This is a genomic window from Bradyrhizobium sp. 25ACV, assembly GCF_054863005.1.
This window is the reverse complement of record NZ_JAVAYO010000009.1, coordinates 141,960-166,087: the sequence shown is the minus strand read 5'-3', so window position 1 is coordinate 166,087 and position 24,128 is coordinate 141,960. Positions and strand designations below refer to the sequence as shown.

Genomic DNA, 24,128 nt, shown 5'->3' with positions numbered 1-24,128 from the left:
AAAATTCCGAACAGATCGATTGAAGTGCCTCTGGCAGCAGGTCTCCTGAGAACGAGCCCAGTTCCTACTCATGCTCATTGTCCTGGAATTTTGTAGCTTTAAGCTGGGCGGCAAATACAAGCCCGATGAAAGCTGCCCCGCCTACTAGGAGCAGGCCGCCGACAATTGGAATCCACATTACATCGATCTCGGTGTCTCCTTGACTTTCTTAGCACATCTGCACGACGAGGCAAAGGCGCAGATGAGACGGAGGGTAGCCCAAACTGGCTCCCTTCAACACTCGGCTGACTTGGCGGAACGAATGTATTACGGTCATGTGCGCAAACTTGGCTGTCCGGCACCCCTGCAAAGTAGCCATCTTGCGTAGCGAGGTGAGGCAACGATGGAATGGTTGATTGCACTCGTTGCCACCTTTCTATTCGTCGGTGGACACGATCGAGGTGCGTTCTGGCTAATGGCCCTTGCTGTAGTTGTGGGAATAGGCAGTATCGTGTTGCGTCTTGGCAGCAGCTATTACGAGGTCGGATCGTGGCTTCCGCCGAAGCTAGTCGTCCTGGCCGTCTTAATGAGCGCAGCATGGTGGCTCGGTGCCCGATCTGCAACGTTCTGAGCCGCTTTTAATGGCGGTATTTTTTGTCGTCCTCCATCTCGCTCAGTTTCGGTAGCCTTTTTGATCAATGAGGCGTCGAGGAAGCTGTGGAAGCGAACATTGCGTGGCAGTTGCCGGCGAAGAGCGTTAGAAACAACCGAAGCTCTAACGGTTCTGACTATGTTAGCGCTGCAGATATCGAGTGGCTAGGATCCGTCGATCCCAGCCTCCATGTACGATTGAGCTTGGATTCTGCGAGAGAATCGGTCCTTACCGCCGCTTGCTGCTTACCAACGTGACAGCAAATTTTGTGTATCTTCAAGAGGGCACTGAGAAATGAACAGGCGTATTGCTTTGATCACCGGCGTGACTGGCCAGGATGGCGCCTACCTTGCCGAGCATCTGCTGTCGCTGGGTTACGTCGTGCACGGCATCAAGCGGCGTTCATCCTCGTTCAATACTGCGCGCGTAGATCACCTTTATCGGGACCCACATGTCGGCGAGGTGCCGTTCCTCATGCACTACGGCGATATGACGGATTCAACTAACCTGATCCGCTTGGTGCAGCAGATCCAGCCGACCGAGATCTACAATCTCGCCGCACAAAGCCACGTCGCCGTCAGCTTTGAGAGTCCGGAGTACACCGCCAATGCAGACGCGATCGGCGTATTGCGGCTGCTTGAAGCGATCCGCATTCTTGGTATGGAGAAGGAGACGCGGTTCTACCAAGCCTCGACCTCCGAGCTATATGGCTTGGTTCAGGAGATCCCGCAGAAGGAGACTACGCCCTTCTACCCGAGGTCGCCGTACGGCGTAGCCAAGCTCTACGGCTACTGGATCACGGTGAACTACCGCGAAGCCTACGGCATGTTCGCTTCAAACGGCATCCTGTTCAACCACGAGAGCCCGATCCGCGGCGAGACCTTCGTCACCCGCAAGATCACCCGCGGCGTCTCCCGGATCGAGGTTGGGCTGGAGCAGACGCTCTATCTCGGCAATCTCGAGGCCAAGCGCGACTGGGGCCATGCCAGGGATTACGTCGAGGGCATGCACATGATCCTGCAGGCCGACAAGCCCGACGATTTCGTACTCGCCACCGGCGAGACGCGCTCGGTGCGCGAGATGGTGGAGCTGTCCTTCGCCCATGTCGGCCGCCGCATCGAATGGCGCGGGAAGGGCGTCGACGAGACCGGCGTCGATGCCATCAGCGGCAAGACGGTGGTGAAGATCGATCCGACCTATTTCCGCCCGACCGAGGTTGATCTGCTCGTCGGCGATGCCAGCAAGGCGCAGAAGGTGCTCGGCTGGAAGCCGAGGCGGACTTTTGCGCAGCTCGTCGACGAGATGATGACGGGCGATGTGGCCGAGGCCAAACGGGAAGCGGCTCATGGCAAGCGTACCGTTTGAGCTGAAGGGCAAAAGCGTCTACGTCGCCGGCCATCGCGCATGGTCGGCAGCGCGACCGTGCGCCGGCTGGCGCGGGAGGATGTGAATCTCGTCACCCTCGAGCGTCGCGAGCTCGATCTCTGCAACCAGGCGCAAGTGTTCGACTGGCTCGCGAAGGTGCGGCCGCAGGTGATCTTCCTCGCCGCCGCCAAGGTCGGCGGCATTCGCCAACAACACGCTGCGCGCCGAGTTCATCTACGACAACATCGCGATCGCCGCGAACGTCATCCACGCCGCGCATGTGAACCATGCCGAGAAGCTGATGTTTCTCGGCTCGTCCTGCATCTATCCGAAGTTGGCGCCGCAGCCGCTGCGGGAAGACTCGGTGCTGACGGGCCCGCTGGAGCCGACCAACGAGCCCCATGCCATCGCCAAGATCGCCGGCATCAAGATGGCGGAAGCCTATCGCAGCCAGTATGGCAGCGACTTCATCAGCGTGATGCCGACCAACCTCTACGGGCCCGGCGACAATTATCATCCCGAATTGAGCCACCTTTTAGCCGCGGCATCTGTTGAAATGGAGCAATGATTGTCGGAAGATCGGCGGTATTCTTCCCAACGTGGGTGAGTGACCTTTGAGGCGTCCAGCAGTTTTCTTTGATCGTGATGGCGTCCTCAACGAGGACGACGGCTATGCTTTTAATCCGGACAAGATCCGGTGGGTGGAAGGAGCCCAACAGGCCGTAAAGGCAGTCAATGACGCCGGGTATTTTGCCTTTGTCGTAACGAACCAATCAGGAATTGCGCGGGGCTTTTATGAGGAGCGGCATGTTCGCAATTTGCACGAATGGATGTTGCGTGAGCTTGCTATCGTGGGTGCGCATATCGATGCGTTCGAGTTCTGCCCACATCACCCCGATGGGCTGATTGAGCGATACCGTGTCCTCTGCAGCTGTCGCAAGCCGCAGCCGGGGATGATTAGAGCTCTGCTTGAGCGATACCCGGTGGATATCGATGCTAGCTTCATGATCGGGGACAATCAGAGCGACCTTGCCGCGGCGCAGGCGGCCGGCATCGCAGCCTATCTGTTCAATGGGTCTAACCTCCATACCTTTATCGCTCCGCTGTTAACGGCTTGGTCCCATGATCCTCCGCGTCAACCACTGTCGCATCATGGCGGCGCGGGAACGAAGGATTGATGTCATCGATTTCGCAATCAGAAGTTCGATCGGTTGGCTAGCTAACGAAATCAAGGAGGGAAGTTGGCATCTAAGCGACAGATTGAAGCTAATCGCGCAAACGCAGCGAAGAGTACCGGCCCGCAAAACAAGTGCTGGGAAAGCAATATCGAGCCGCACGCTTATCGGCACGGTTTATCTCGTTGGGATGATTCCGATGGTTCTGCTTTCGCCGGCTGCGATGCAGCTTTTGCACAAAGGCGCGGGTACGGAGATCGCGCTTCAAGATCTGGCTCAAGCCAGGAATCGACAGCGGCGCCTGCGAGCTCTTCGGCTAGGTCTGGTGATCGAGAGCGCTGACTCGAAACAAATGAGACTTCTGCAGAGCTTGGAACGCTATGAGAAGGCCGCCCTGTCCCGGCAGCGGCGAGGATTCAAACGCATGAAGCGGAACAACCAATAAAACCTAAAGTGGCTATCGAAGCAGGACTTCAACAGTTCGGGCTCAAGCCGGAGAACATCATCGCGATTGGACGGGTAGATGCATCACTGCTAGCATTTAGTTCGAGGACTTGGAGGCGGCATGAACGACATTTTTCCCCTGCTGGCGGTAGCCATCACCATCGGCCTTTTCCTGCTCTACGCGATGGTGCGGCCGAACCTGCGTCTGCGTCGATCCCGGCCCGCCGATGAGCTTCCTCGCTGGCCCGATTCAAGTCTGAGATAAGCGACTGAGCTACTTGGGTCGGCATTTTTGGTTGGCGACTAACTCTATACCAGGCGTCTAGCGGCGATCTGTGGCGTATCGAAAAACCCGAAATGGAGCTTGCGTCGTCGGGCAAAACAGTGGTTCATAGGGTGCTGGTTCAGCCGCAAATGGAGCCCAGCGCAATGGCCGACGGATGCAAGCCATTATCCGATCTACCGCAAGTAGCTAAGCTTAACGGAGAATTTCGAAGGAATTACGGAAAGATCCTCGGAGCGTTCCTGTATTTGCGCTCAATCAGCGCCGCCCGTGGGCGTTCCTGGTTTTGGACTGCATTGCTTTCGGCCGCGTGCTCGACGGTACTGGCGTGGCTCGGGAAGCGGGGTATGCTCCTATAAGCCGCCGGGCTCCCCAAAATAAGGCAATGCCCATCTGGCAGCGCTTAAGGGCCTTCGCTGCCCTCCCCGGGGCAATCGGATCGCAAAGGGCCGGCGCAACTCGCGACCAGGCCACGATTTTCCGCGGGATGTCGCGTGCAAAGCCGTGACGCAAGCTATGCGGGAGCCGGCTAAACCACCCCGCCGAAGTCGATGCCTTCCTTGGCGAGCTTCTCGGCTTCCTCGGCGGAGGCGGTGGGCTTCGTATCAAGGTAAGGATATTCAGAGGCCGGCAGGATGGTGCGGATGTTCTTGCCATCCGCCCGCGTGATGCGGGCAACCCAGCCACGCGGACCGTGCTCAACTCGCTCGATGTGGTACTGCTTGTAGGTAATCATGACTCTCAAACGCAACTGACGCTGAAGGCCTTATCTATATGAGCCGGCGCCGCTGCACAACAGGTGTTAAAGCCAAGTTAATATCCCGCCAGTCCGGACCGGCGTCTCATCGGTCTTAAGGTTCATGGAAAAACCCGCCGACTTGGTAGCCGGCGGGAGTTAACTGAGATTGCGACCGCGTTAGTGGTCGCCTGCTGTCCATAGCACGGCGGCTTGCCAGTGTTAAACGGGGGGGCTTGCCCGTTTTTTGCTCATCCATGCACGGTCTGCGGCCGGCGACGACGGCGTTGTGGTTTACAGCAGCCGAAGCTGAGGTTGCTGACCCGGCAGCAGCCCGGTCGGTACCACCCGCCCTTTCGAGCCTGACGCGATCCGCGCTCTGCAACTTGCCGACGAAGGTCGGGCCGGCTCGGTGGCGCCCCAATACTTGCTTGGCCGCTCGTCGAAGCAGCACCTCGAGAGGAGGCTAGTCGCGACCTGGGCCTAGGGCGGCGAAATCACGAGCGGCAAGCTCCAATTCGAGCTCAGTGATCCGCTCGAAGATGCGAGCAGCGATCCTCTCCGACTCCTGGACAGTCAGCGACCGGATACCCAAAGAGGTGAGTTCGTCCCTTAGGATTTTCGCGACAATTGGCTTAACACTCATACTTGGCACTCATAGGAGGCATATCCTAAATGCGAGCATCAAAACTGACCCTGAGCGTCGGCACAAGTTCTCAAATGCGGTCTGCCTGACGTCGACGTCGTCGGTGGATGTTGCTGGTTTTGAGTGGCGGCGCTTTCGGCCGCCCGCTCCTCGGCTTCTGGGCGTGGGACGTGAAATCCGGTTCTGTTAGTCGTCGGGCGATGGCTTGGACGAGGCCATTGATCGTCTTGAAGCGCGCAATTCCCCGCCGCGCTCGCGCTGATTCGGAAAAGCGGATCGTGCGTCTTACTTTGCCGTCGGTCGGCAACAATACGTAATCGAGTACGGTTTTGTTGTGCTCGGCTAGCCGGATAGCGGCAATCCAGCCGTCAGGGAGGCACGCCTCGCGCTGGATGCTCCAGTGGGGGGCATGGCTTGGCTTTCGACCAGGGGTCCAGCGGGCCGCCCTAACGGAGAGACAGGCCATCCCGTTCACCCGCAGGCAATCGCTCCAGCCGCCCGAACTGATGCGCCCGCCTGCCGCCTTAATCGCGGCGGCGGTCTGTTCGACAAGCTTTGACCTCAACTCGGACCAGACAGGACGAGCGTCGAGAAATTCGTAACTCCGCTTCGGTGTGTAACCGAGCAATCGATAGAGATTTCGAAAATTGCCAAAGTGTATTTGACAGGTCGCCGAGCAGGGCAATCCCGGCGTTCGATCGATGATGGCCGGGGTCAAACGGCCTTCTTTGAGTAGGGTTCGGCGCAGCCGGACAAGCATCTCCTGCTCGGAGAGATCAACGCGGCGTTCCTCGATGATCTTCTTGACTCTGAAAAAGACCTCGCGATCGATGATGGGTTCGATACAACCCTCGGTTCTGATCCATTGTTCAGGCGGATTCCTCACTGCCACCTGCCGTAGCTTTTGAGACTTTCGGTTGAAGACGAGGTTTCCGATATAGCTCTCATTTCTAAGAACAATGCCGACGGCAGCGCGGGTCCATGGCACGCCTGTGCTCGAGGCGAGCCCTTTCCGGTTGAGCTCCCAAGCGATGACCGTCTCGGATCTGACCTCCAAAAATCTGTCGAATATCCACTTCACGACCGCGATTTCCTTCGGGTCACCGGGTCTAATGCGGATATGGTCGGTCAGGATGTACTTTCGCTCTCCCTCCTTCATCACTCGTCTGGTTTGCATCTTTTCATCGACGAGCTCTCGCACCAGAGCGTAGCCGGCACGACCGCAGGGCTTATAGCCAAGCCGCGCAAACCGACATTGACCGGCGTAGACTTTCGCTGAAAGCTCGCGGCTGTACTCGGCCGCCATCACCCGCTTGATGTTCTTGACGATGCTCGCAAGCATACTGCCGTCGTTTTCGAATTGCTCAGCACAATAGGCAACCTTGATGCCAGCGCGTCTGCAAACGAACTCGTAGTGCGCGCTTTCGTCAACATCCTGGAAACGGCCCCATCGGCTGACGTCGTAGACTAGGAGATGGCCAAAATCGGCTTGGTTGCTCTCGACATCCTCCAGCAATTGAAGCAGGCCCGCCCTGTTCTTGATCAACAACCCGCTTTCGCCCTCGTCCTTGTAAGTGCGAACAAGCGTGAAGTTATGGGCGTGCGCGTACGCCGCGATGACGGCGGCCTGATTTTGAATCGAGTATTGTTGCCGGTCGGTTGACATGCGGACATATTGAGCTGCCCGTACGCCGAGGAGCGACTTGGGCAGATGGGCTTTGTGAAGGATGAGCGCATTACTCATTTTCACCTTCGTCCGACGCAGGTTACTGCGACATAGAACTCCTCAGGATTCAGCTCTTCAAGAAGGATCTCTTGGAAAAGTGTCGCCCCCGTATTGCGCCTGCGAAGGGTTGGTTCGTTTCTAGCGGTCGGTCGCGATCATTCGGCCGAGCAGCGCAGCCGCATCATGCCGGCCCGGTTGATAGAGATTGCAATGCGCCGCTTGCTAGGGCCGCCGGCTGCTGCACTGGCGCAGAGGCTTGCGCGCAGTATCGATGCCCGAGGCCTGCGAGGCGTGGAAGACCCGATCCTAATCGCGCAGAGGCGTCTTCGACCAGGATTCGTGGGACTCGAAGCGCTTGGCGAGCTTTCTGCGCGAGCTCGGCGACGTCCATCGCCAACAAGCACGATCGGCAGCTCTAAAGCTCGTGCAGGTGCGGCTACAACGGGTGCGTTGTCAGCCAAAGCCTGCGGGCCACTTCTAACGGCTCGATGCCTAACCGCAACCACCACTCGACTTCGTTGCTTGCCCGATGCAGCTCCCGGTGATGGACGCGGCAGAGCGGCACGGTGAATTCGTCGCTCACCTTCAGGCCAAGGCCCCTGGGCTGCGCGAACCGCAGGTGGTGCGGATCGGACGGGCTCCGGCCACAAGCGAGGCAGGGCTGCTTGGCGACGAACCGCAGGTGTTCGCGATCGCGGCGCCGCTGCAATTTTCCCACGCGAGCCCAGCCGGCTGCGCCATCCTTGTCCGCCGCGTCCGGCGTTGGCGTGGATTGTTCGGAGGCTTGCAGCCGGGTGAGCCGGTCCTCGAGAGCTTCGCCAAGCCGCTGGGCCCCCTGGACTGTGAGTGTGTTCGCCTGCCGCCACACCCGCTGTGCCCAGCGGTCGATGTCCTCCACATTGGCAAGCGACTGAAGCTCGGCGAGCAGGCGCGCGGCCATCGCTTCAGAAGTTTTGGGTTCCGCTGCGGAGGCCGCGGCCTGACTGGCGGGAGCACGTTTCGTTTCTGCGCGCCAGGGCGCGTTGGCTTTGGCCGTGGGCAGAGGCGAGCCAGGCGGGGCCACTCCGGGAGGAGATCCAAATTCATCGGCCGGTGGGTTGGATCCGGGCCTGATGGCAAGATCCGGTGCGTCGAAATCATCTTCGCCGGCAATCCCGATCAACGTGAACAGCGCGTACCGCCGCGCGTAGGTCAGCGCAGCGCCCATCCGATGCGGCGCTGCGATGTCGGCGATGGTGCAGACCGGCCAGTCTGACGCAATCCATTCGCCTGAGCTGTGGAGCAGGGCGGTGGTGAGCCGGATCAGCCCGCTCTCCGGCTCAAGTGCCGTGGCCTGCACCGTGGCAATCTCCTGTTTGCTCAAGCTCTTGCGCACAATCTCAAGTCCGCGCGCCAACGAGGCATAGCGGAAGCTGTGGCATTCGCCGTTGGGAAAGGGCCCAGGCAGGGTCGCCGTGAGTAACTTTTCCGGGTTTTCCAGCTCGGCCTGTGCGCGGGCGAGCGCGGCGGCGACCTGATTGATGCTCTGGCTTGATCGATACATGGTTCTGCGTCGGTTAGCTCAAGGCAGTGGGGTGAAGCGGTTTTCCGCGCTCGGCCGCAGCTCTCACCGTTTGGCCAAACACCCAAGGCGGCGCTGTGGCGTCCTCACGCGCCAGCTATGGACGCGCGGTCAGCTCAAAGCTGATCGCGCCGGATTTCGACCGCTTGGCACGTACCCCGTGGCCGGTTGCTTCACGGGCATCTTCCGGCACGAGGGCCTTCAGTTCGCTTTTCGCCCGCTCATGGTCAATCGCCGCGTCGCGCGTGCGGCGAAACACCTCCGCCAAAGCAGCCCAGGCGTTGGAGGCGCTCATGTCCACCGCGCGCACCGCTTGCAGGCGCGCTCTCGGCGGCTCGATGCCGAACAGCCGGGGCGGCTCTCCGCTCTCCACACAGCGCCAGAATTTTTTCTCAGCGGTCAGCAGCAGGTGCTGGTAGAGAGGATCGGCTCCGACCGTCATCTCCACCCACTTGCCACCGCCGGTAATGATCGACAACACCGCCGTCCGCGATGCCGTTACCCACATGTTGTGCTGCAGCTGCGGCATGTGCTTTTCGGCCGCGAGCTCTTCCGAGAAATTCCACGGCAGCATAAATTTGGCCTCGAACACCGCGCCCGTGGCTTCGATCCGGCCGTCGAGCGTGGCGGCCATCCAGCGGTGAAGTGGATGGAAGAACTGCCGCTGCACCTCGCTCACCTTGTGCCCGGTGTGGGTCTCGTACCAGTGCCGGTTGAGGGGCTCGGTGACCGAGCCGAGCTGCACCACCAGATCAGTGGCCAGGTCTTGGGGGTCCCGTTCGCCGCGCTTCTCCTGCCACAGCCGCAGCAAGGCGGCCTCATCGACGCCCATGATGATCTTTGCGTCCGAGCCGCCGATGAAAGCGCGGCGGCTTGGCGGAAATGCTCGGCCATTCATAAACATCCTCCAAAAATATCTTTTTTAAACAGAAACGATCTTATCAGACAGTAACGATAAATCAATCTTTTTTCGACAGAAAGATTCGAAAACAACGCTTGGGTGACACGCCGATGATCACGCCGGAGCAATGCCGGGCCGCGCGAGGATTGCTGGACTGGAGCCAGCAACGATTGGCCGACGAGGCGCAGGTCGGGATCGTCACCGTCCGCCAGCTCGAGGCCGGTTTCACTCAGCCGCGGCGCGCGACCCTGATCGTCGTGCGGCGAACCTTCGAGGCGGCCGGCGTCGACTTCATCGACGAGAATGGCCGCGGCGTCGGTGTCAAGCTGCGCAGTGGTCGCCGCGATCCCGGGTGAGGAGCCCTGAACCCGCTCAAATGGTCAGAAGCGCCGCCGGCCAGCCTTGCTCGCGCTTGCGAGGCCGGGATCGAGCGCCAGTTCGGCGCGCAAGCGGGCAAACTTCAATCGATATCGCTCAAGAGATTCCGCAGATTGAGCGGAGTTCTCATAAGAGTCAGCCTGATCGTATGGGGCGCTTGGTCCAAAATAATCCGGGGCAGCGCTCGCCGGAATGGGCTTCATCTTAGGATGGAAATACGGCGCGATCTTTGCGGCGATCCTCTCGCGCGTCATTCGCGGGAGACGCTCATCATTCATGAACTCGAGCAGGCGTGCGAGCGGATCGGGAGCCGCGAAGTCTTTTCCAATCATCGTTGGCGTTATGGATGGGCGGAAGCTGAAAGCTTTGGTGGATGATTGGCCCGATGGCGTCGGTAAGGACGCCTTCGGCAGGGCTTGTTTCGGCAATGACGGCTTCCGCAAGGAAGGGTTCGGCTTCGTTGACGACCGTTTCGGCAATGCTCGCTTCGGCACCAAGTCCTCCCGACAGCGCCTGTCGTGCTGTCGCTGCCCTCTGTTAGTTGGGTTGAATTTCCGAGGATGCAAATTTTTTTTAACTGGGCCGCGGAATCCCTTTGCGTGCCGGGTTTTTTCCGCTACGGCAGTATTCCTGTCCCTGCTATTTTTTCCTGTTTGTCCTCGGACTTGCGCCGCAACGCGCAGAGAAAGTCGAGCTCGCCTGCTACCGCTTACGCGGCGGCCGGGACGACAGGCCACGCCGGCGAGCAAGTCCCGCGAAGGAGTTAAAAGAGCATGGGAATAAGCCTACAGCGAAGAACCGACTGGGCTGACCAATTCATCGGGAATGTTTTCAAGGCGTTGCGCCCTCAAAGGTGTTGGCCGGCGAGTGTCGCCATGCGTTCAACCGAGCGGAGGATGAGCCGATGAGCCGATCGGATCAGGGTGCCCAGCTCGCACTCATCTATGAGCCGCGCTTGCTGCCGTCTGAATCCCAGGCCCACTTTGGGATGATGCGTCAAGCGATTGTTGCAGAGCTCAAACCGAGGTGCGCCATTGAGCAGATGTGGATCGGCGAGATCATCCATGGCGAATGGGAAATGCAGCGACTTCGGGGATTCAAGGATCTGATCCTTACTTCCGCCCGCGGTCCGGCACTGAAAAACCTGTTGAGCATCGCGCTAAATGCCAGCGGCTCTGTCGACATCGATGATTTGGCCGAGCGGTCCCTTACCAACAAAGGGGTGCGCAAGAAGGTCGCAAACATCTTACGCAAACACGGGATGTCGGAGGCCAGTATCGATGCGGAGGCCTTTCGCCATTGCTTGGTTGAGCTGGGTGAGATCAATCGCCGGTTGGCTGAACTGAGTTCGCGCCGCGACAAAAACCTGCAGCTGCTTGAGGACTATCGGGCCGGCATGGCGAGGCCAACGCATCCGGCCGAAGGCACCGCTGTCATGATGAGTCGCGACGATGGCAACTGAACGTCAGATCGCGGCCAACAGGCGGAACGCGCAGAAGAGCACGGGGCCGCGAACGGTGGCGGGTAAGCGGCGCGCGGCAGGCAACGCCCACCGCCATGGTCTGAGCATTGTCACGGGCAGCGCTGCGGATGATGAAGCCGTGAAATCCCTGGCTCTAGCTATCCTTGCGGGCAGCAGCGCTCCAGCGCTTCTGGAATCGGCCTGCAGCGCGGCGCGCGCCTATCTCGAACTTGCCCGTATCCGTCAGATCAAAGCCGACCTCATCCAGCGCATGCTGGAGTTCGGCGCCGTGGGGCCGGAGCTCATGCGTGCGCGCTTGGCCGAGTCGCGCTACCTGCAAGCGCTATTGCGGCGGCAATGGCAGAAACCAGAGCGGCTCAAACCGGTATCCATGCCCTCGGAAGCTGAGCGCCAGGTCGAGATCGTGTGTCGGCTGCTGCCAGAGCTGCGCAAGCTCAACCGCTATGAGTCACGGACCTATGCGAGCTTGGATCGGGCGCTGTCCGAGGTCGCGGACCTGAACACGGCAAGGGAGCATCCTGCACCATGAAAGCACATGCTTGCGCAGAACGAACCCAATCAAGTCAATAAATCAGGCCGTTGAGATGGGGTGCTGCGCCATGAACCCGCTGAGGCGGTGATCCCTCCTGCAGAAAACTGTGTTCGCAGGGGAGTTGAGGTTTTGAGGGGGCCTCTTAGCGTTCGTCCGCAATCACCTTGCCGTCGTTCGGCAGCGCGCCGGGACTGACGAACTCGACGCTTCCGCCGAGTTTCGTCACGGCGCGCAAGCTGGTCGCAATCTCCTCGCGCAGGGCGTCACTCGTGGCCGCCGTTTCCGCTTTCAGCGTCATTGCGTCGGTCTCGCCCTGCCGTGTGACGACGAGGCGCAGTCTTCCGAGCGCAGAATGACGCTTGCCGATCTCGGCAATCTGTTCGGGACGGATGAACATGCCCTTGACCTTGGTGGTCTGGTCGGCGCGGCCCATCCAGCCCTTGATGCGCATGTTGGTGCGGCCGCACTTGCTTGGGCCCGGCAGCGCTGCGGTGAGGTCGCCGAGGGCGAGCCGGATCCAGGGATGGTGCGGATCGAGCGACGTCACCACGATCTCGCCGACGTCGCCCGGCGCAACGGGATCGCCGGTGCCGGGCTTGACGATCTCCATGATCAGATCCTCGTTCACGACCATGCCCTTGCGCGCCTCGGTCTCGAACGCGATCAGGCCGAGGTCGGCGGTGCCGAAGGCCTGGTAGGCATCGATGCCGCGCGCCTTGATCTCAGCCTGCAGCGAGGGCGGGAACGCCGCGCCAGAAACCAGTGCGCGCTTGATCGAGGAGACGTCCCGTCCCGAACTCGCTGCGGCATCGAGCAATATCTTCAGGAAGTCAGGCGTGCCGCTGTAGCCGACCGGGCGGTAGGCCTCGATCAGCTCGAATTGCTGCTCGGTGTTGCCGGGCCCTGCCGGGATCACGGCGCAGCCGAGCGCCCGCGCCGAGGCATCGAAAATGAAGCCGCCGGGGGTGAGATGGTAGCTGAAGGTGTTGAGGACGATGTCATCGGGTCGGAACCCGGCCGCGAACAACGCCCTTGCGCCGCGCCAGGGATCGGCTTGCCGCCCCTCCGGTTCGAAAATGGGCCCTGGGGAGGTGAAGAGGCGGGCAAACGACCCCGGCGCCGCCGCCACGAAGCCTCCGAAGGGCGCCGAGGCCTTGTGCAGGGCGGGCAGTTCCGACTTGCGCAATACCGGCAGGCCCGCCAGCGCCTCCCGGGAGGTCACGGCGGCGGGATCGAGACCTCTCAGCCGCTCGGCATAGGCCGGGGCGGCCATCGCGGCTCGCAGCACCTCCGGCAGGCGGGAGAACAGATCGGCCTCGCGGGCGGCTTGTTCGCGCGTCTCGCGGGCATCGTAGTGGGCGGTCATGGCTGTTCTTTCCGTGTTGGCATCCGTTGCGCGCCGCCGCTGGCGTGGGTATCAGACGGCCATTGGCGAGGCCTGGAGAGGACGCGATGGCGGACGAAGAAATCATTGCGGCAGAGGAGGCGACGGACGTCGTCGCGCGCCTTAAGCGCCGCATGATCGAGGAGGCGCTGCCGCTGTGGTCGACCGTCGGCTGGGATCCTGCCGCAGGCGGTTTCATCGACCGGCTGCACCGCGACGGCACGGCGGATGCGGCCGCGCCGCGGCGCGTGTTCGTGCAGGCCCGCCAGATCTATTGCTACGCCAAGGCCGCACAGATGGGCTGGTACCCTGAGGGCCGCGCCATCGCGCTGAAGGGGTTGGAGCATTTGCTCGGCAAAGCCAAAGCGCCCGACGGTCGGCCCGGCTATGTGCACCGGCTGACGCCTGAAGGTGCGGTGCTGGACGGCCGGCGCGATGCCTACGACCACGCCTTCATCCTGTTTGCGCTCGCGACCGTCTACGCGCTCGACCAGGATGCGCAGGTTCGTGCCGAGATCGACGCGCTGCTCGCTTTCCTCGACGGCCATCTCCGCTCGCCGCATGGAGGCGTGCACGAAGGCCTTCCGGTGTCGCTGCCGCGCCGACAGAACCCGCACATGCATCTGTTTGAGGCGATGATCGCGTGTTTCGACGCGACCCACGACCTGTCGTTCCAGAACCGTGCCGGCGAGTTCTTCGCGCTGTTCCTGGCCAATCTCTACGACAAGCGGAAGTGTGCGCTCGGCGAGTATTTCGAGGAAGACTGGTCGAAGATCGAGCCGGTCAGCGTCGAGCCCGGCCACCAGGCGGAATGGGTCTGGCTGCTGAAGGGGTTCGAGCGCATCACGGGATGCCCGACCAGTCAGCGCCGTGCCGAGTTGCTTGCGACCTCGATGCGCTATCGCGACGAGGTCACGGGCTGCCTGGTCGACGAGGGCGACGACATCGGCCACATCCGCCGCGGCACGCGCCGGCTGTGGCCGCAGACCGAGATCGCGAAGGCGTGGATCGCGCAGGCCGAGTCCGGCGAGGCGGGCGCAGCGGACGAAGCGCGTGCGGCGCTGGTGCGGCTCGAACGGCATTATCTCAGCCATCCCGTGAGGGGCGGCTGGTACGACCAGTTCGATCGCGACGGCAAATCGCTGATCGACACCATTCCTGCGTCGTCGTTCTATCATGTTCTCTGCGCGGTCACGGAAGCGGAGCAGGTGCTCGAACCCTAAAAGTTCAGAGCCACCGCTTGCGCCGCTTGAAGCTCTTGAGGTTCTTGAAGCTCTTGCGCTGGTCGCCGGCGCCGCCGAGGTAGAATTCCTTGACGTCCTCGTTGTCGCGCAATTCGTCGGCGGTGCCGTCGAGCACGACCTTGCCCTGCTCCATGATGTAGCCGTGGCTCGCCACCGACAGCGCGGCGCGGGCGTTCTGCTCGACCAGGAGGATGGTGACGCCGAGGTCGCGGTTGATCTTCTGGATGATGGAGAACACCTCTTTCACCAGCAGCGGCGACAGGCCCATCGAGGGCTCGTCCATCAGGATCATCTTCGGGCGCGCCATCAGCGCGCGGCCGATCGCGAGCATCTGCTGCTCGCCGCCGGAGAGATAGCCGGCAAGGCCGGTGCGCTCCTTCAGGCGCGGGAAATAGTTGAACACCATGTCGAGGTCGGAATCGACCTCGCGGTCCCTGCGGGTGAAGGCGCCGAGCTTGAGGTTCTCCAGCGAGGTCATGTCGGCGACGATGCGCCGGCCCTCCATCACCTGGAAGATGCCGCGGCGGACGATCTTGTCGGGGTCGATGCCGTTGATCCGCTCGTTCTCGAACACGATTTCGCCGCGTGTGACCTCGCCGTCCTCGGTCTTGAGCAGCCCCGAGATCGCCTTCAGCGTCGTCGATTTTCCGGCGCCGTTGGCGCCCAGCAAGGCCACGATCGCGCCCTTGGGCACATCGAGGCTGAGGCCGCGCAGCACCAGGATGACGTCGTCATAGACGACCTCGATGTTGCGCACGGCGAGGAGGGCGGCGGCGGGCACTGCTGTGGGAGTGGTGCGAGTGGCTTCTGCGATCTGACTCATGCTTCAAAACTCCGCTGTCGTCGCCCGGCTTGACCGGGCGACCCAGTATTCCAGAGACGCCTGACGTTCCCCGAGAGGCCGCGGCGTACTGGATCCCCCGCCTTCGCGGGGGATGACAGTTGTGTGTAGGGAAACAGCGTGCCTCACCAGCCCAGCAATTCCGGCTTGCGCGGCAGCTCGACGGTCTTGACCTTCTCGAGCTTGATCGTGCCCTTGGCCATGAGATCGTTGAGGTCGCCGTCGGTCGCGCCCGAGACTTTGGTGCGATAGAGATCGACCTTCAGCGTGCCGCGGTGGTCCTTGTCGGTCCAGGTCGAGGGATTGCAGACGCCTTCCATGCCGGCCGGCACCCAATCCTTCTTCTGGTAGAAGCCCTTGGCGACGTTGTCTCCGGTAGCGCCGCCGTTCTTGGCAGCCCAGTCGATCGCCTCCTTCATGTACAGCGCAGAGCAGACCGCCGCGACGTAGTGCACGGGACGGTAGACCTTGCCGCTGGCGTCGGACATCTTCGAGATCTCCATCAGCGTCTTCATGCCGGGCGCGTCGCCGCCCCAGCTCACCGCGGTGCGCAAGGGGAAGATCACGCCGTTGGCGGCATCTCCGGCCGTCTTGGCGGCGTTCTCGTCCATGCCCCAGACATTGCCCATGAACTGGATCTCGACGCCGGCAGTCTTGCAGGCCTTCATCACCGAGATGTTGGACGCCGCGGTGTTGCCGAGATAGGCGTAGTTGGCGCCCGAGGATTTCAGGCTCAGGCACTGCGCGCTGTAGTCGCCCGGCGCGAGCGCGAACACCAGCGGCGGCAGCACCTCGAAGCCGAGCTCCTGCGCCATCGCTTCACCGGCGGCCTTCGGCGCGTTCGGATAGGGATGGTTGGCGCCCATGTGCACGAATTTCGGCTTGCCGGACTTGCCTTTGGCCTTCCAGTCCTCGGCCGCCCACATCAGCATCGCGCGCAGCGAGTCCGAATAGCTCGGGCCGTAGAAGAAATTGTAGGGAGCGGGCTTGGCCTTGCCGCTGACGCCTTCGGGATCGGTGAGGGCGGCAGCATAGGAGCCGGACATGTCGGGGATCTTGTCCTGGGCGAGGAAGCCGGTCAGCGCCTCGGTGTCGGCGGTGCCCCAACCCATGATCGCGGCGACCTTGCTGTCCGGCGCCGACCACTTCTTGTAGAGCGCGATCGCGCGCGGCACCTGGTAGCCATAGTCGTTGGTGTCGACGTTGAGCTGCTTGCCGCCGACGCCGCCGTTCTTGTTGACCCAGGCGAAGGTGTCGGCGACGGCTTGGCCATAGGGTGTGCCGACGTCGGAGGTGCCGCCGGAATAGTCGGCGAGGTGCCCGATCGCGATCTGCGCCTGTGCGCCGGCCGAGAATGCGGCGATCGCGACGGCGAGCGATGCGGTGCTCAAAAGGGATTTCATCGTCATGGGTCGGTTCCTCCTGTTTATTGTTTAAGTGAAGTTGCCCGCGCTCAATGCGAGAACGGGTAGAGTTTCCAATACGCCTTGATCTGCCGCCAGCGATGCGCGAGCCCGTCGGGTTCGAACATCAGGAAGGCGATGATGATCACCCCGATCGCGATTTCGCGCAGGAAGGTGATGTTGGTGTTGAGCGACAGCGCCTTGTCGATCGCGCCGCCCTTCAAATAATGGCTGATGAACTCCATCCCTTCGGGCAGCAGCACCACGAAGGCGGTGCCCATCAGCGTGCCCATGATCGAGCCGGTGCCGCCGATGATGATCATGGCCAGGAACAGGATCGAGCGCTCGATGCCGAAACCTTCCTGCGACACCACGAGCTGGTAGTGCGCGTAGAGCGCGCCGGCGATGCCGGCGAAGAAGGCGGCGAGCCCGAACGACAGCGTACGGTATTTGGTGAGGTTGATGCCCATGATCTCGGCCGAGAGATAATGGTCGCGGATCGCCACCAGCGCACGGCCGTCGCGGGTGCGCATCAGGTTGGTGACGAGGATGTAGCTGAGTAGCACATAGGCCAGCACAACGTAGAAATACTGTTTGTCGCCGCGCAGCGTGTAACCGAAGATCGAGAACGGGTTGGCGCTCGCCGGCACCGAGCCGCCGGTGAACCATTCGGCGCGGGAGAAGAAGTCGAGCAGGATGTATTGCGCGGCCAGCGTCGCGATGACGAGATAGAGCCCCTTCAGCCGCGCCGCCGGGATGCCGAAGATCAGGCCGACCAGCGCGGTGACGATTCCGGCGAGCGGGATCGCGAAGAACACCGGGATCGGCGCGTTGTTGGAGATGTAAGCCGAGGTGAAAGCGCCGAGCAGGAAGAAGGCGGCATGCCCGATCGAGATCTGGCCGGTGAAGCCGACCAGGATGTTGAGGCCGAGCGCCGCGATCGAGAAGATGCCGATCTGGATCAGGATGCTGAGCCAGTATCCGCTGAAGAATTGCGGCGCGAGGCATAGCAACAGCACGCCTGCGATGGCGAAGTTGCGGCTGGTCGTGGTCGGGAAGATCGTGGTGTCGGCCGCATAAGAGGTGCGGAAATCACCAGCAGGAATGAGGGCAGGGCCGGCCATGGGTCAGATCCGCTCGATGTCGTGGGTGCCGAACAGCCCGTAAGGCTTGATCATCAGCACGATGATGAGGACGTAGAACGGCGCGATCTCGTAGAGATTGCCCCAGTGCAGGTACTCGCTGTCGACATATTGCGCGACATTCTCGAGCAGGCCGATGATGATGCCGCCGAGCACGGCACCGCCGACGGAGTCGAGCCCGCCGAGGATCGCCGCCGGAAACACCTTGATGCCATAGGCGGCGAGGCCCGAGGACACGCCGTTCACGACCGCAACGACGACACCCGCGACCGCCGACACCGTCGCCGAGATCGCCCAGGCCATCGCGAACACGCTTTTCACGGAAATGCCGAGCGATTGCGCGACCTGCTGATTGAACGCGGTGGCGCGCATCGCAAGGCCGTATTTGGAGGCACGGAAGAACCAGGCCATGCCGATCATCATGGCGACGGAGACCACCAGGCTCATGACATAGACGGTCTGGATCTGTAAGCCCAGCAAGCTGACCGACTGGCTCTCGAACACGCGCGGGAACGGCTGCGGATTGACGCCGAACATCCATTTCAGCGTTGCCTGGAGCACGGTGGAGAGGCCGATCGTCACCATGATCACGGAAATGATGGGCTCGCCGATCATCGGCCGCAGGATCAGCACCTGGACCGCGATGCCGAACACGAACATGAACACGAGCGTCATCGGCATGCCGATCCAGAACGGCACCTGATATTTGGCGAGCAGAGCCCAGCACACCCAGGCGCCGACCAGCAGCAATTCACCTTGCGCGAAGTTGACGACCTGCGTCGCCTTGTAGATCAGCACGAACGACATCGCGACCACGCCATAGAGCGTGCCGACCACGAGACCGTTGACCAGGAGCTGGATGAGGAAGGCGGTGTTCATGTCGGTTGACCCAGCTCGTCATTGCCGGGCTTGACCCGGCAATCCATCGATGCGGAAGGAAGATTGTTCGGAAGAGGATGGATGCGCGGGTCAAGCCCGCGCATGACGACCATTTGTTTCACTCCGCAGCCTCCGCCATGTGCCCGTGCCCGCCGAGGTCCACCACGCGCAGTGTCGTCCGCACGCGCTGGGTGGTGCCGTCCTGGAAGCGGATCACGGTGTCGACGGGGATGTCGGCATCGCCGCGGTAGATGGCATCGATGATGCCCTCGTATTTCTCGTTGATGACGCTGCGGCGCACCTTTCTTGTGCGGGTGAGCTCGCCGTCGTCGGCGTCGAGCTCCTTGTAGAGCAGCAGGAAGCGCGAGATGCGCTGGGCCGGCGGCAGCGTGGCGTTGACGGTCTCGACCTCCTTCTGAAGCAGCGTATAGACCTCCGGCCGGGAGGCGAGATCGCTGTAGGTCGTGAAGGAGAGGCGATTCTTCTCCGCCCATTTCGAGATGATGGAGTAGCGGATGCAGATCATCGCCGCGAGCGCATCGCGGCCGGCCCCGAGCACCACGGCTTCGGCGATATAGGGCGAAAACTTCAGCTTGTTCTCGATGAACTGCGGCGAGAAGCGCTCGCCGCGCGAGGTCTCGGCGAGATCCTTGATACGGTCGATGACGACGAGCTGCTGGTTCGCGTTGAAATAGCCGGCGTCGCCCGACAACATCCAGCCGTCCTTGATGTCGGCGACGCTCGCCTCGGGATTCTTGTAGTAACCGAGGAACATGTTGGGATGCCGCACCACGATCTCGCCGACGCCGTGGACGTCGGCATTGTCGATGCGGATCTCGACTTCGTCGGACATAGGCACGCCCGTGGTGTCGGGATCGACCTTGCCCTCGGGATGCAGCGTATAGGCCCCCAGCAGCTCGGTCTGGCCGTACAGCGTGCGCAGCGGCACGCCCATGGCTTGGAAGAACTTGAAGGTCTCGGGCCCGAGCGCCGCGCCGCCGGTCGCAGCCGAGCGCAGCCTGGTGAAACCGAGGCGATCGCGCAGCGCGCGGAACAGGATGGCGTCGGCAAGGCCCGAGCGCTTGCCGTGTTCGAGCGCGGCGAGGCCGTTCTTCATGCCGACTTCGAACAGGCGCTGCTTGAGAGGCGTCGCGTCCATCACCTTGGCGCGGACGTCGGCGGCGATGGATTCCCAAACCCTTGGGGCAAAGAGCACGAATGTCGGCGCGATTTCGCGCAGATCGTTCATCATCGTGTCGGGCTCTTCGACGAAGTTGATCTTCATCCGGCAGAGCAGGCCTTTGCCGAGCACGTAGACCTGCTCCATGATCCACGGCAGCGGCAGCACCGAGACGTATTCGTCGTCCGGGCCCTTGGGGTCGAAGGCAAGATAGGTCGCGCAGTGGCCGAGCACGCGTCCGGCGGCGAGCATCGCGAGCTTGGGATGGGACGTGGTGCCAGACGTCGTGCAGAGGATCGCGACGTCCTCGCCCTTGGTGGCATCGACCAGCCTGTCGTAGAGCTCCGGCTCCCGCGCGGCACGGGCCCGGCCGAGCTCGGCAAACCTCTCCGCCGACATCAGCCTCGGGTCGTCGTATTTCCGCATCCCGCGCGGATCGGAATAGATGATGTGCTTCAGCTTCGGCGCGCGGTCGGCGAGGGTGAGCAGCTTGTCGACCTGCTCCTCGTCCTCGGCGAAGACGAGCTGCGCCTCGCCATAGTTGAGGAGATAGGAGGCTTCCTCGTCCAGCACGTCGCGATAGAGTCCGAGGCTGAGGCCGCCGATGGCGTGCGTCGCCACTTCCGCCGCCACCCAGTCCGGCCGGTTGTCGCCGATGATGCCGATGACGTCGCCGCGGCCAAGGCCCATTTCGAGAAGACCGAGCGCAAAGTCGCGCACGCGGGTCTGGTAGTCGCTCCAGGTGAACAGCCGCCAGAGCCCGAGATCCTTCTCGCGCAATGCGATCTCGTTGCCATGCTCCTTCGCATTGAGCCGGAGCATCTTCGGATAGGTGTCGGCCTGTGCGACGCGGCCTGCGTAATCCATCATGCCGCGCTCTCCTGCGCGGGTGCAGCGTCATCCGGATCGACCAGCACCTCGTCTTCTTCGCCAAGATAGGCCCGCCTGACGTGGGGATCGGCGAGCACCGTCGCCGGATCGCCTTCGGCGATCTTCTTGCCGAAATCCAGCACCATGACGCGGTGGGAGATGTCCATCACCACGCCCATGTCGTGCTCGATCATCACCACCGTCATCCCGAATTCCTCGTTGAGATCGACGATGTAGCGGGCCATGTCCTCCTTCTCCTCGAAGTTCATGCCGGCCATCGGCTCGTCGAGGAGAATGAGACGCGGCTCCAGCGCCATGGCACGGGCGAGCTCCACGCGCTTGCGCAGGCCGTAGGAGAGGGTGCCGGCGGTGGCCTTCCGCACCGACTGGAGGTCGAGGAAGTCGATGATCTCCTCGACCTTGCGGCGGTGCTCGAGCTCCTCCTTGCGCGCGCCGGTGAGCCAGTACAGCGAGCCCGTGAGGAAATTGTTCTTCAGCAGGTGATGGCGCCCGACCATGATGTTGTCGAGCACGCTCATGTGGTGGAACAGCGCCAGATTCTGGAAGGTGCGGCCGATGCCGAGCGAGGCGCGTGCGTTCGGCGTCAGGGCGGTGATGTCGCGGCCCTGGTAGAACAGCTGGCCTTCGGTCGGCTTGTAGCGGCCGGAAATACAGTTCACGATCGAGGTCTTGCCGGCGCCGTTAGGGCCGATGATCGAGAACAGCTCGCCCTCCCTGATGGAGAAGCCGACGTCGGTCAGCGCCCGGACGCCGCCGAATCGCAGGGACACGTCGCGCACTTCAAGACTTGTAGCCACCAAACGAAACCCTCCCGGTGATGGCGCTTTTTAGTGGCGCTCTTCGTCCGTTCCTGCCCAGCGATCCTAGTACGGCGGTGCCGGTGAGGCCATGCAGCAGATGGTCTCGACCGGAGCCGCGCCACTCTCGTTCCCGTCAGGGATCAAAAGCCGCATCGTCCGAGGTGGTCCTCAATAGGGGAAAGCGCTATTTTGAAATGTCTCGCGGCTGACAATTCTGCGACAAAGTTTGCCGGGCGGCGGCGGCCTTCATCTTTCGTCGGATGGCGGTTGGAATCATCATGCTGCAATGCAGCAGAAGACGGAGTGACGAAACGGTGCGGCTGGCCGCGAGATCATGATTTCAGAAGATCAACTGAAGCGCGTCGCCGCTTGGTCGCGCGAGCTCACGCAGGCGGAGATCGAGGTCGCGCGCGCCGGAATCACGGAGCGGTCCTACGGCACCGGCGAGACCGTGTTCATGCGCGGTGATATTTTTGCCTATTGGGCCGGCATGGTGGGCGGCCTTGCCCGCATGGGCGGGGTCTCCAGGGACGGCAAGGAGACCAGCCTCGCCGGGCTGACGGCGGGGGCCTGGTTCGGCGAGGGCAGTGTGCTCAAGAACGAGCCGCGCCGCTATGACGTGGTCGCGCTACGCGACAGCCGCGTCGCGCTGATGGAACGCAGCGCCTTCATGTGGCTGTTCGAGAACAGCGTCGGCTTCAACCGCTTTCTGGTGCGCCAACTCAACGAACGGCTCGGCCAGTTCATCGGCATGCTCGAGGTCAACCGCACCCTGGATGCGACTGCGCGCCTCGCCCGCAGCATCGCCTCACTATTCAACCCGATCCTCTATCCGGAATCGACCGCTCATCTGGAGATCACCCAGGAGGAGATCGGTGCGCTCTCCGGCATGTCCCGCCAGAACGCCAACCGCGCGCTGAACCGGCTGGAGAAGGAGGGACTGCTGCGGCTCGAATATGGCGGCGTCACCATCCTCGATATCGAGCGGCTGCGCGGGTATGGCGATTAGGCGCGGTCATCGCGCATTCGCGGGTGCATGGACCGGCCAGAGGTCGGCGCGCCAGCGGATCGCGATCGCCAGCATCGCGATGAAGCCGGCGGCGGCATAGAGCGAGCCTGTCGCGGAATAACCAATGATGTCGATCAGGCTGCCGGCCGCGAGCAATCCGATCGGCAGGCCGTAGATCACCATCATGCGGACGCCCATCACGCGGCCGCGAAGGTGCGCGCTCGCGGTGCGCATCAGGATCACGGCCGCCGAGATCATCGACATGCTCTGGGCGATGCCGGCGAGCATGAGGCAGGCCATCGCCACCGGCATGGTCCTGATCTCGACGAATACCAGCAGCATGGCGTACCAGGCCAGCGTCGCGCCGATCAGAAGCCGGGCAATGCGCACGCCGCTGACGAGGCTCAGCGTGATGGAGCCGATCAGCGAGCCGACCGCGAAGCTCGCCGAGAGGTAACCGAGGCCGGTCTGGTCGGTATGAAAGATCTCCCGGGCGATGTAGGGCAGCAATCCGCCAGTGAAGGGAAATGCGGTGAGATTGGCCAGGAAGGCGACGCACAGCGCCGCACGCATTCCCGGGCCACTCCAGGCGTAAACGATCCCTTCCTTCAGATCGCCGAGCAGCCGCGAGATGGCATGGCTATTCGCCGGAAGATCGCTCGTGATGACGGTCCTCTTGGGCCGGGTCAGACACAGCATGAGAAGCGCGGCCACGAAGTAAAGACAGGCAATCGCCACGTAAACGAGGCCAATACCGAGGACGGCGAACAGCCCGGCGCCCGTCAACGCTCCGGCGATGCGGGCGCTGTCCTGTGTCGTGCGCGCGACGCTGATGGCACCCACCAGCTGCTCGGCCGGCATGATCTCGGCGAGCAGCGCGCCGCGGACGCCGAGATCCGAAGGGCGAATCAGGCCCATGACCGCGACGATGATCATGACGCTCAGCGGCGACAGATGACCGGTCAGCGCTAGCACCATGATGGTTGAAGAGAGTACCGTATAGGCAAGACGCATCGCGACCAGCAGATCGCGATGACCCATGCGGTCGCCGATCATGCCGAACACCGGCGCGACCAAGGTCCCGACGAATTGGAGCGAGGCAAGCACGGTGAGCAGCAGCACCGAGCCGGTCTCGACCAGGATGTACCAGCCCAGCACCAGCGTCTCGACCTCGAACGCCCAGGATGTGAGCAGATCGGACGGCCACTGGAAGCGATAATTGCGGATGCGGAATGGCGCGAGCGCCGACGGCCGCGCGGCTGCGCTCAAGACGCGATGACGCGTGTCACGGCGAATCCCTTGCCTTGTTGTTTCTTCTTTCCGATCAGCAACGTAGCGTTGGCGACGCGCGTGTCAATCGGACCGGCCGCATGCTGCCATGCATGGCTGCATCAGCACGTCCGCTGCAGGCGCGTGACCGGTCCGTGCGAATGTCGTCCCCTGGTTTCTGCGATCGGTTCGTCCATGGACGCAGGAGGCGGTCATAGTGTCTTC

General features: G+C 62.2%; 22 protein-coding genes and 1 pseudogene. 10 read left to right on the top strand and 13 right to left on the bottom strand.

From position 1 onward, the window contains the following. Positions 1–925: 925 nt before the first annotated feature. From gmd to RAD04_RS21935, 5 genes and pseudogenes are all read left to right on the top strand, one after another. Positions 926–1,996, top strand: a complete 1,071-nt coding sequence (gmd, locus tag RAD04_RS21955; protein ID WP_461625416.1) for a GDP-mannose 4,6-dehydratase — start codon at positions 926–928, stop codon at positions 1,994–1,996. Between the two features lie 39 nt (positions 1,997–2,035). After that, a pseudogene (locus RAD04_RS21950) lies at positions 2,036–2,564 on the top strand (NAD-dependent epimerase/dehydratase family protein). A gap of 46 nt (positions 2,565–2,610) precedes the next feature. Next, complete coding sequence (locus tag RAD04_RS21945) at positions 2,611–3,174, top strand: D-glycero-alpha-D-manno-heptose-1,7-bisphosphate 7-phosphatase (protein WP_461625415.1); 564 nt, start codon at positions 2,611–2,613, stop codon at positions 3,172–3,174. Next, positions 3,119–3,616 carry a hypothetical protein gene (locus tag RAD04_RS21940; RefSeq protein WP_461625414.1) on the top strand — a complete coding sequence of 166 codons (498 nt, stop codon included), beginning with the start codon at positions 3,119–3,121 and terminating at the stop codon, positions 3,614–3,616. Before RAD04_RS21945 ends, RAD04_RS21940 begins: the two co-directional genes overlap by 56 nt. A gap of 120 nt (positions 3,617–3,736) precedes the next feature. Further along, entirely contained in the window at positions 3,737–3,880 is a 144-nt protein-coding gene (locus RAD04_RS21935) for a hypothetical protein (protein WP_183232971.1), read from the top strand. A 547-nt stretch (positions 3,881–4,427) separates the two neighbouring features. Here the strand turns inward: RAD04_RS21935 and RAD04_RS21930 are convergent. From RAD04_RS21930 to RAD04_RS21915, 4 genes are all read right to left on the bottom strand, one after another. Then, positions 4,428–4,634, bottom strand: coding sequence for a hypothetical protein (locus tag RAD04_RS21930; protein WP_461625413.1), 207 nt, complete (start codon positions 4,632–4,634; stop codon positions 4,428–4,430). A gap of 716 nt (positions 4,635–5,350) precedes the next feature. After that, positions 5,351–7,024, bottom strand: coding sequence for a recombinase family protein (locus tag RAD04_RS21925; RefSeq protein ID WP_461625412.1), 1,674 nt, complete (start codon positions 7,022–7,024; stop codon positions 5,351–5,353). Positions 7,025–7,442: 418 nt separating this feature from the next. After that, positions 7,443–8,549 (bottom strand): DUF968 domain-containing protein, encoded by a 1,107-nt coding sequence (locus RAD04_RS21920; RefSeq protein WP_461625411.1) that lies wholly within the window; start codon positions 8,547–8,549, stop codon positions 7,443–7,445. A 115-nt stretch (positions 8,550–8,664) separates the two neighbouring features. Then, the gene (locus RAD04_RS21915; protein ID WP_461625410.1) at positions 8,665–9,465 is read right to left on the bottom strand and encodes a YqaJ viral recombinase family nuclease; all 801 of its coding nucleotides are present in this window, start codon (positions 9,463–9,465) and stop codon (positions 8,665–8,667) included. A 98-nt stretch (positions 9,466–9,563) separates the two neighbouring features. On the opposite strand from RAD04_RS21915, the gene RAD04_RS21910 reads away from it, so the two are divergent. After that, on the top strand, positions 9,564–9,824 hold the full coding sequence (locus tag RAD04_RS21910) for a helix-turn-helix domain-containing protein (protein ID WP_461625409.1): 261 nt from the start codon (positions 9,564–9,566) through the stop codon (positions 9,822–9,824). A gap of 24 nt (positions 9,825–9,848) precedes the next feature. Here RAD04_RS21910 and RAD04_RS21905 read toward each other — a convergent pair whose 3' ends face one another. Beyond that, positions 9,849–10,274, bottom strand: coding sequence for a hypothetical protein (locus RAD04_RS21905; RefSeq protein WP_461625408.1), 426 nt, complete (start codon positions 10,272–10,274; stop codon positions 9,849–9,851). A gap of 476 nt (positions 10,275–10,750) precedes the next feature. Here RAD04_RS21905 and RAD04_RS21900 point away from each other — a divergent pair, with 476 nt between their 5' ends. Together RAD04_RS21900 and RAD04_RS21895 are read left to right on the top strand one after the other, a co-directional pair. After that, on the top strand, positions 10,751–11,308 hold the full coding sequence (locus tag RAD04_RS21900; protein ID WP_461625407.1) for a hypothetical protein: 558 nt from the start codon (positions 10,751–10,753) through the stop codon (positions 11,306–11,308). Further along, positions 11,298–11,858 carry a hypothetical protein gene (locus tag RAD04_RS21895; RefSeq protein WP_461625406.1) on the top strand — a complete coding sequence of 187 codons (561 nt, stop codon included), beginning with the start codon at positions 11,298–11,300 and terminating at the stop codon, positions 11,856–11,858. Before RAD04_RS21900 ends, RAD04_RS21895 begins: the two co-directional genes overlap by 11 nt. Positions 11,859–12,003: 145 nt before the next feature. Here the strand turns inward: RAD04_RS21895 and RAD04_RS21890 are convergent, their stop codons facing one another. Beyond that, on the bottom strand, positions 12,004–13,227 hold the full coding sequence (locus tag RAD04_RS21890; protein ID WP_461625405.1) for a phenylacetate--CoA ligase family protein: 1,224 nt from the start codon (positions 13,225–13,227) through the stop codon (positions 12,004–12,006). An 86-nt stretch (positions 13,228–13,313) separates the two neighbouring features. On the opposite strand from RAD04_RS21890, the gene RAD04_RS21885 reads away from it, so the two are divergent. Continuing rightward, positions 13,314–14,468, top strand: a complete 1,155-nt coding sequence (locus RAD04_RS21885) for an AGE family epimerase/isomerase (RefSeq protein WP_461625404.1) — start codon at positions 13,314–13,316, stop codon at positions 14,466–14,468. A 4-nt stretch (positions 14,469–14,472) separates the two neighbouring features. Here RAD04_RS21885 and RAD04_RS21880 read toward each other — a convergent pair whose 3' ends face one another. The 6 genes from RAD04_RS21880 to RAD04_RS21855 all read right to left on the bottom strand — a co-directional run bounded on the left by RAD04_RS21880 (position 14,473) and on the right by RAD04_RS21855 (position 21,622). Next, a complete protein-coding gene (locus tag RAD04_RS21880; protein ID WP_461625403.1) occupies positions 14,473–15,312 on the bottom strand; it encodes an ABC transporter ATP-binding protein in 840 nt (279 codons plus the stop codon). 143 nt (positions 15,313–15,455) lie between these two features. Then, positions 15,456–16,739, bottom strand: a complete 1,284-nt coding sequence (locus tag RAD04_RS21875) for an ABC transporter substrate-binding protein (RefSeq protein WP_028143366.1) — start codon at positions 16,737–16,739, stop codon at positions 15,456–15,458. 44 nt (positions 16,740–16,783) lie between these two features. Further along, positions 16,784–17,857, bottom strand: a complete 1,074-nt coding sequence (locus RAD04_RS21870; RefSeq protein WP_461621737.1) for a branched-chain amino acid ABC transporter permease — start codon at positions 17,855–17,857, stop codon at positions 16,784–16,786. Positions 17,858–17,860: 3 nt separating this feature from the next. Further along, positions 17,861–18,754, bottom strand: a complete 894-nt coding sequence (locus tag RAD04_RS21865) for a branched-chain amino acid ABC transporter permease (RefSeq protein ID WP_018317428.1) — start codon at positions 18,752–18,754, stop codon at positions 17,861–17,863. A gap of 118 nt (positions 18,755–18,872) precedes the next feature. Beyond that, positions 18,873–20,804, bottom strand: coding sequence for an AMP-binding protein (locus RAD04_RS21860; RefSeq protein WP_461625402.1), 1,932 nt, complete (start codon positions 20,802–20,804; stop codon positions 18,873–18,875). Beyond that, positions 20,801–21,622 (bottom strand): ABC transporter ATP-binding protein, encoded by an 822-nt coding sequence (locus tag RAD04_RS21855; protein ID WP_104463664.1) that lies wholly within the window; start codon positions 21,620–21,622, stop codon positions 20,801–20,803. Before RAD04_RS21855 ends, RAD04_RS21860 begins: the two co-directional genes overlap by 4 nt. Positions 21,623–21,959: 337 nt before the next feature. Here RAD04_RS21855 and RAD04_RS21850 point away from each other — a divergent pair, with 337 nt between their 5' ends. After that, positions 21,960–22,634, top strand: a complete 675-nt coding sequence (locus tag RAD04_RS21850; protein WP_038949013.1) for a Crp/Fnr family transcriptional regulator — start codon at positions 21,960–21,962, stop codon at positions 22,632–22,634. 6 nt (positions 22,635–22,640) lie between these two features. On the opposite strand, the gene RAD04_RS21845 is transcribed toward RAD04_RS21850, so the two are convergent. Continuing rightward, a complete protein-coding gene (locus RAD04_RS21845) occupies positions 22,641–23,903 on the bottom strand; it encodes an MFS transporter (RefSeq protein ID WP_461625401.1) in 1,263 nt (420 codons plus the stop codon). Positions 23,904–24,128: the final 225 nt, after the last annotated feature.

What these genes read in the sequence shown, in the direction of transcription:
- gmd (WP_461625416.1), top strand. Translation starts at nt 926, where the DNA reads ATGAACAGGCGTATTGCTTTGATCACCGGCGTGACTGGCCAGGATGGC.
- RAD04_RS21940 (WP_461625414.1), top strand. Translation starts at nt 3,119, where the DNA reads ATGATCCTCCGCGTCAACCACTGTCGCATCATGGCGGCGCGGGAACGA.
- RAD04_RS21935 (WP_183232971.1), top strand. Translation starts at nt 3,737, where the DNA reads ATGAACGACATTTTTCCCCTGCTGGCGGTAGCCATCACCATCGGCCTT.
- RAD04_RS21930 (WP_461625413.1), bottom strand. Translation starts at nt 4,634, where the DNA reads ATGATTACCTACAAGCAGTACCACATCGAGCGAGTTGAGCACGGTCCG.
- RAD04_RS21925 (WP_461625412.1), bottom strand. Translation starts at nt 7,024, where the DNA reads ATGAGTAATGCGCTCATCCTTCACAAAGCCCATCTGCCCAAGTCGCTC.
- RAD04_RS21920 (WP_461625411.1), bottom strand. Translation starts at nt 8,549, where the DNA reads ATGTATCGATCAAGCCAGAGCATCAATCAGGTCGCCGCCGCGCTCGCC.
- RAD04_RS21915 (WP_461625410.1), bottom strand. Translation starts at nt 9,465, where the DNA reads ATGAATGGCCGAGCATTTCCGCCAAGCCGCCGCGCTTTCATCGGCGGC.
- RAD04_RS21900 (WP_461625407.1), top strand. Translation starts at nt 10,751, where the DNA reads ATGAGCCGATCGGATCAGGGTGCCCAGCTCGCACTCATCTATGAGCCG.
- RAD04_RS21895 (WP_461625406.1), top strand. Translation starts at nt 11,298, where the DNA reads ATGGCAACTGAACGTCAGATCGCGGCCAACAGGCGGAACGCGCAGAAG.
- RAD04_RS21890 (WP_461625405.1), bottom strand. Translation starts at nt 13,227, where the DNA reads ATGACCGCCCACTACGATGCCCGCGAGACGCGCGAACAAGCCGCCCGC.
- RAD04_RS21885 (WP_461625404.1), top strand. Translation starts at nt 13,314, where the DNA reads ATGGCGGACGAAGAAATCATTGCGGCAGAGGAGGCGACGGACGTCGTC.
- RAD04_RS21880 (WP_461625403.1), bottom strand. Translation starts at nt 15,312, where the DNA reads ATGAGTCAGATCGCAGAAGCCACTCGCACCACTCCCACAGCAGTGCCC.
- RAD04_RS21875 (WP_028143366.1), bottom strand. Translation starts at nt 16,739, where the DNA reads ATGACGATGAAATCCCTTTTGAGCACCGCATCGCTCGCCGTCGCGATC.
- RAD04_RS21870 (WP_461621737.1), bottom strand. Translation starts at nt 17,857, where the DNA reads ATGGCCGGCCCTGCCCTCATTCCTGCTGGTGATTTCCGCACCTCTTAT.
- RAD04_RS21865 (WP_018317428.1), bottom strand. Translation starts at nt 18,754, where the DNA reads ATGAACACCGCCTTCCTCATCCAGCTCCTGGTCAACGGTCTCGTGGTC.
- RAD04_RS21860 (WP_461625402.1), bottom strand. Translation starts at nt 20,804, where the DNA reads ATGATGGATTACGCAGGCCGCGTCGCACAGGCCGACACCTATCCGAAG.
- RAD04_RS21850 (WP_038949013.1), top strand. Translation starts at nt 21,960, where the DNA reads ATGATTTCAGAAGATCAACTGAAGCGCGTCGCCGCTTGGTCGCGCGAG.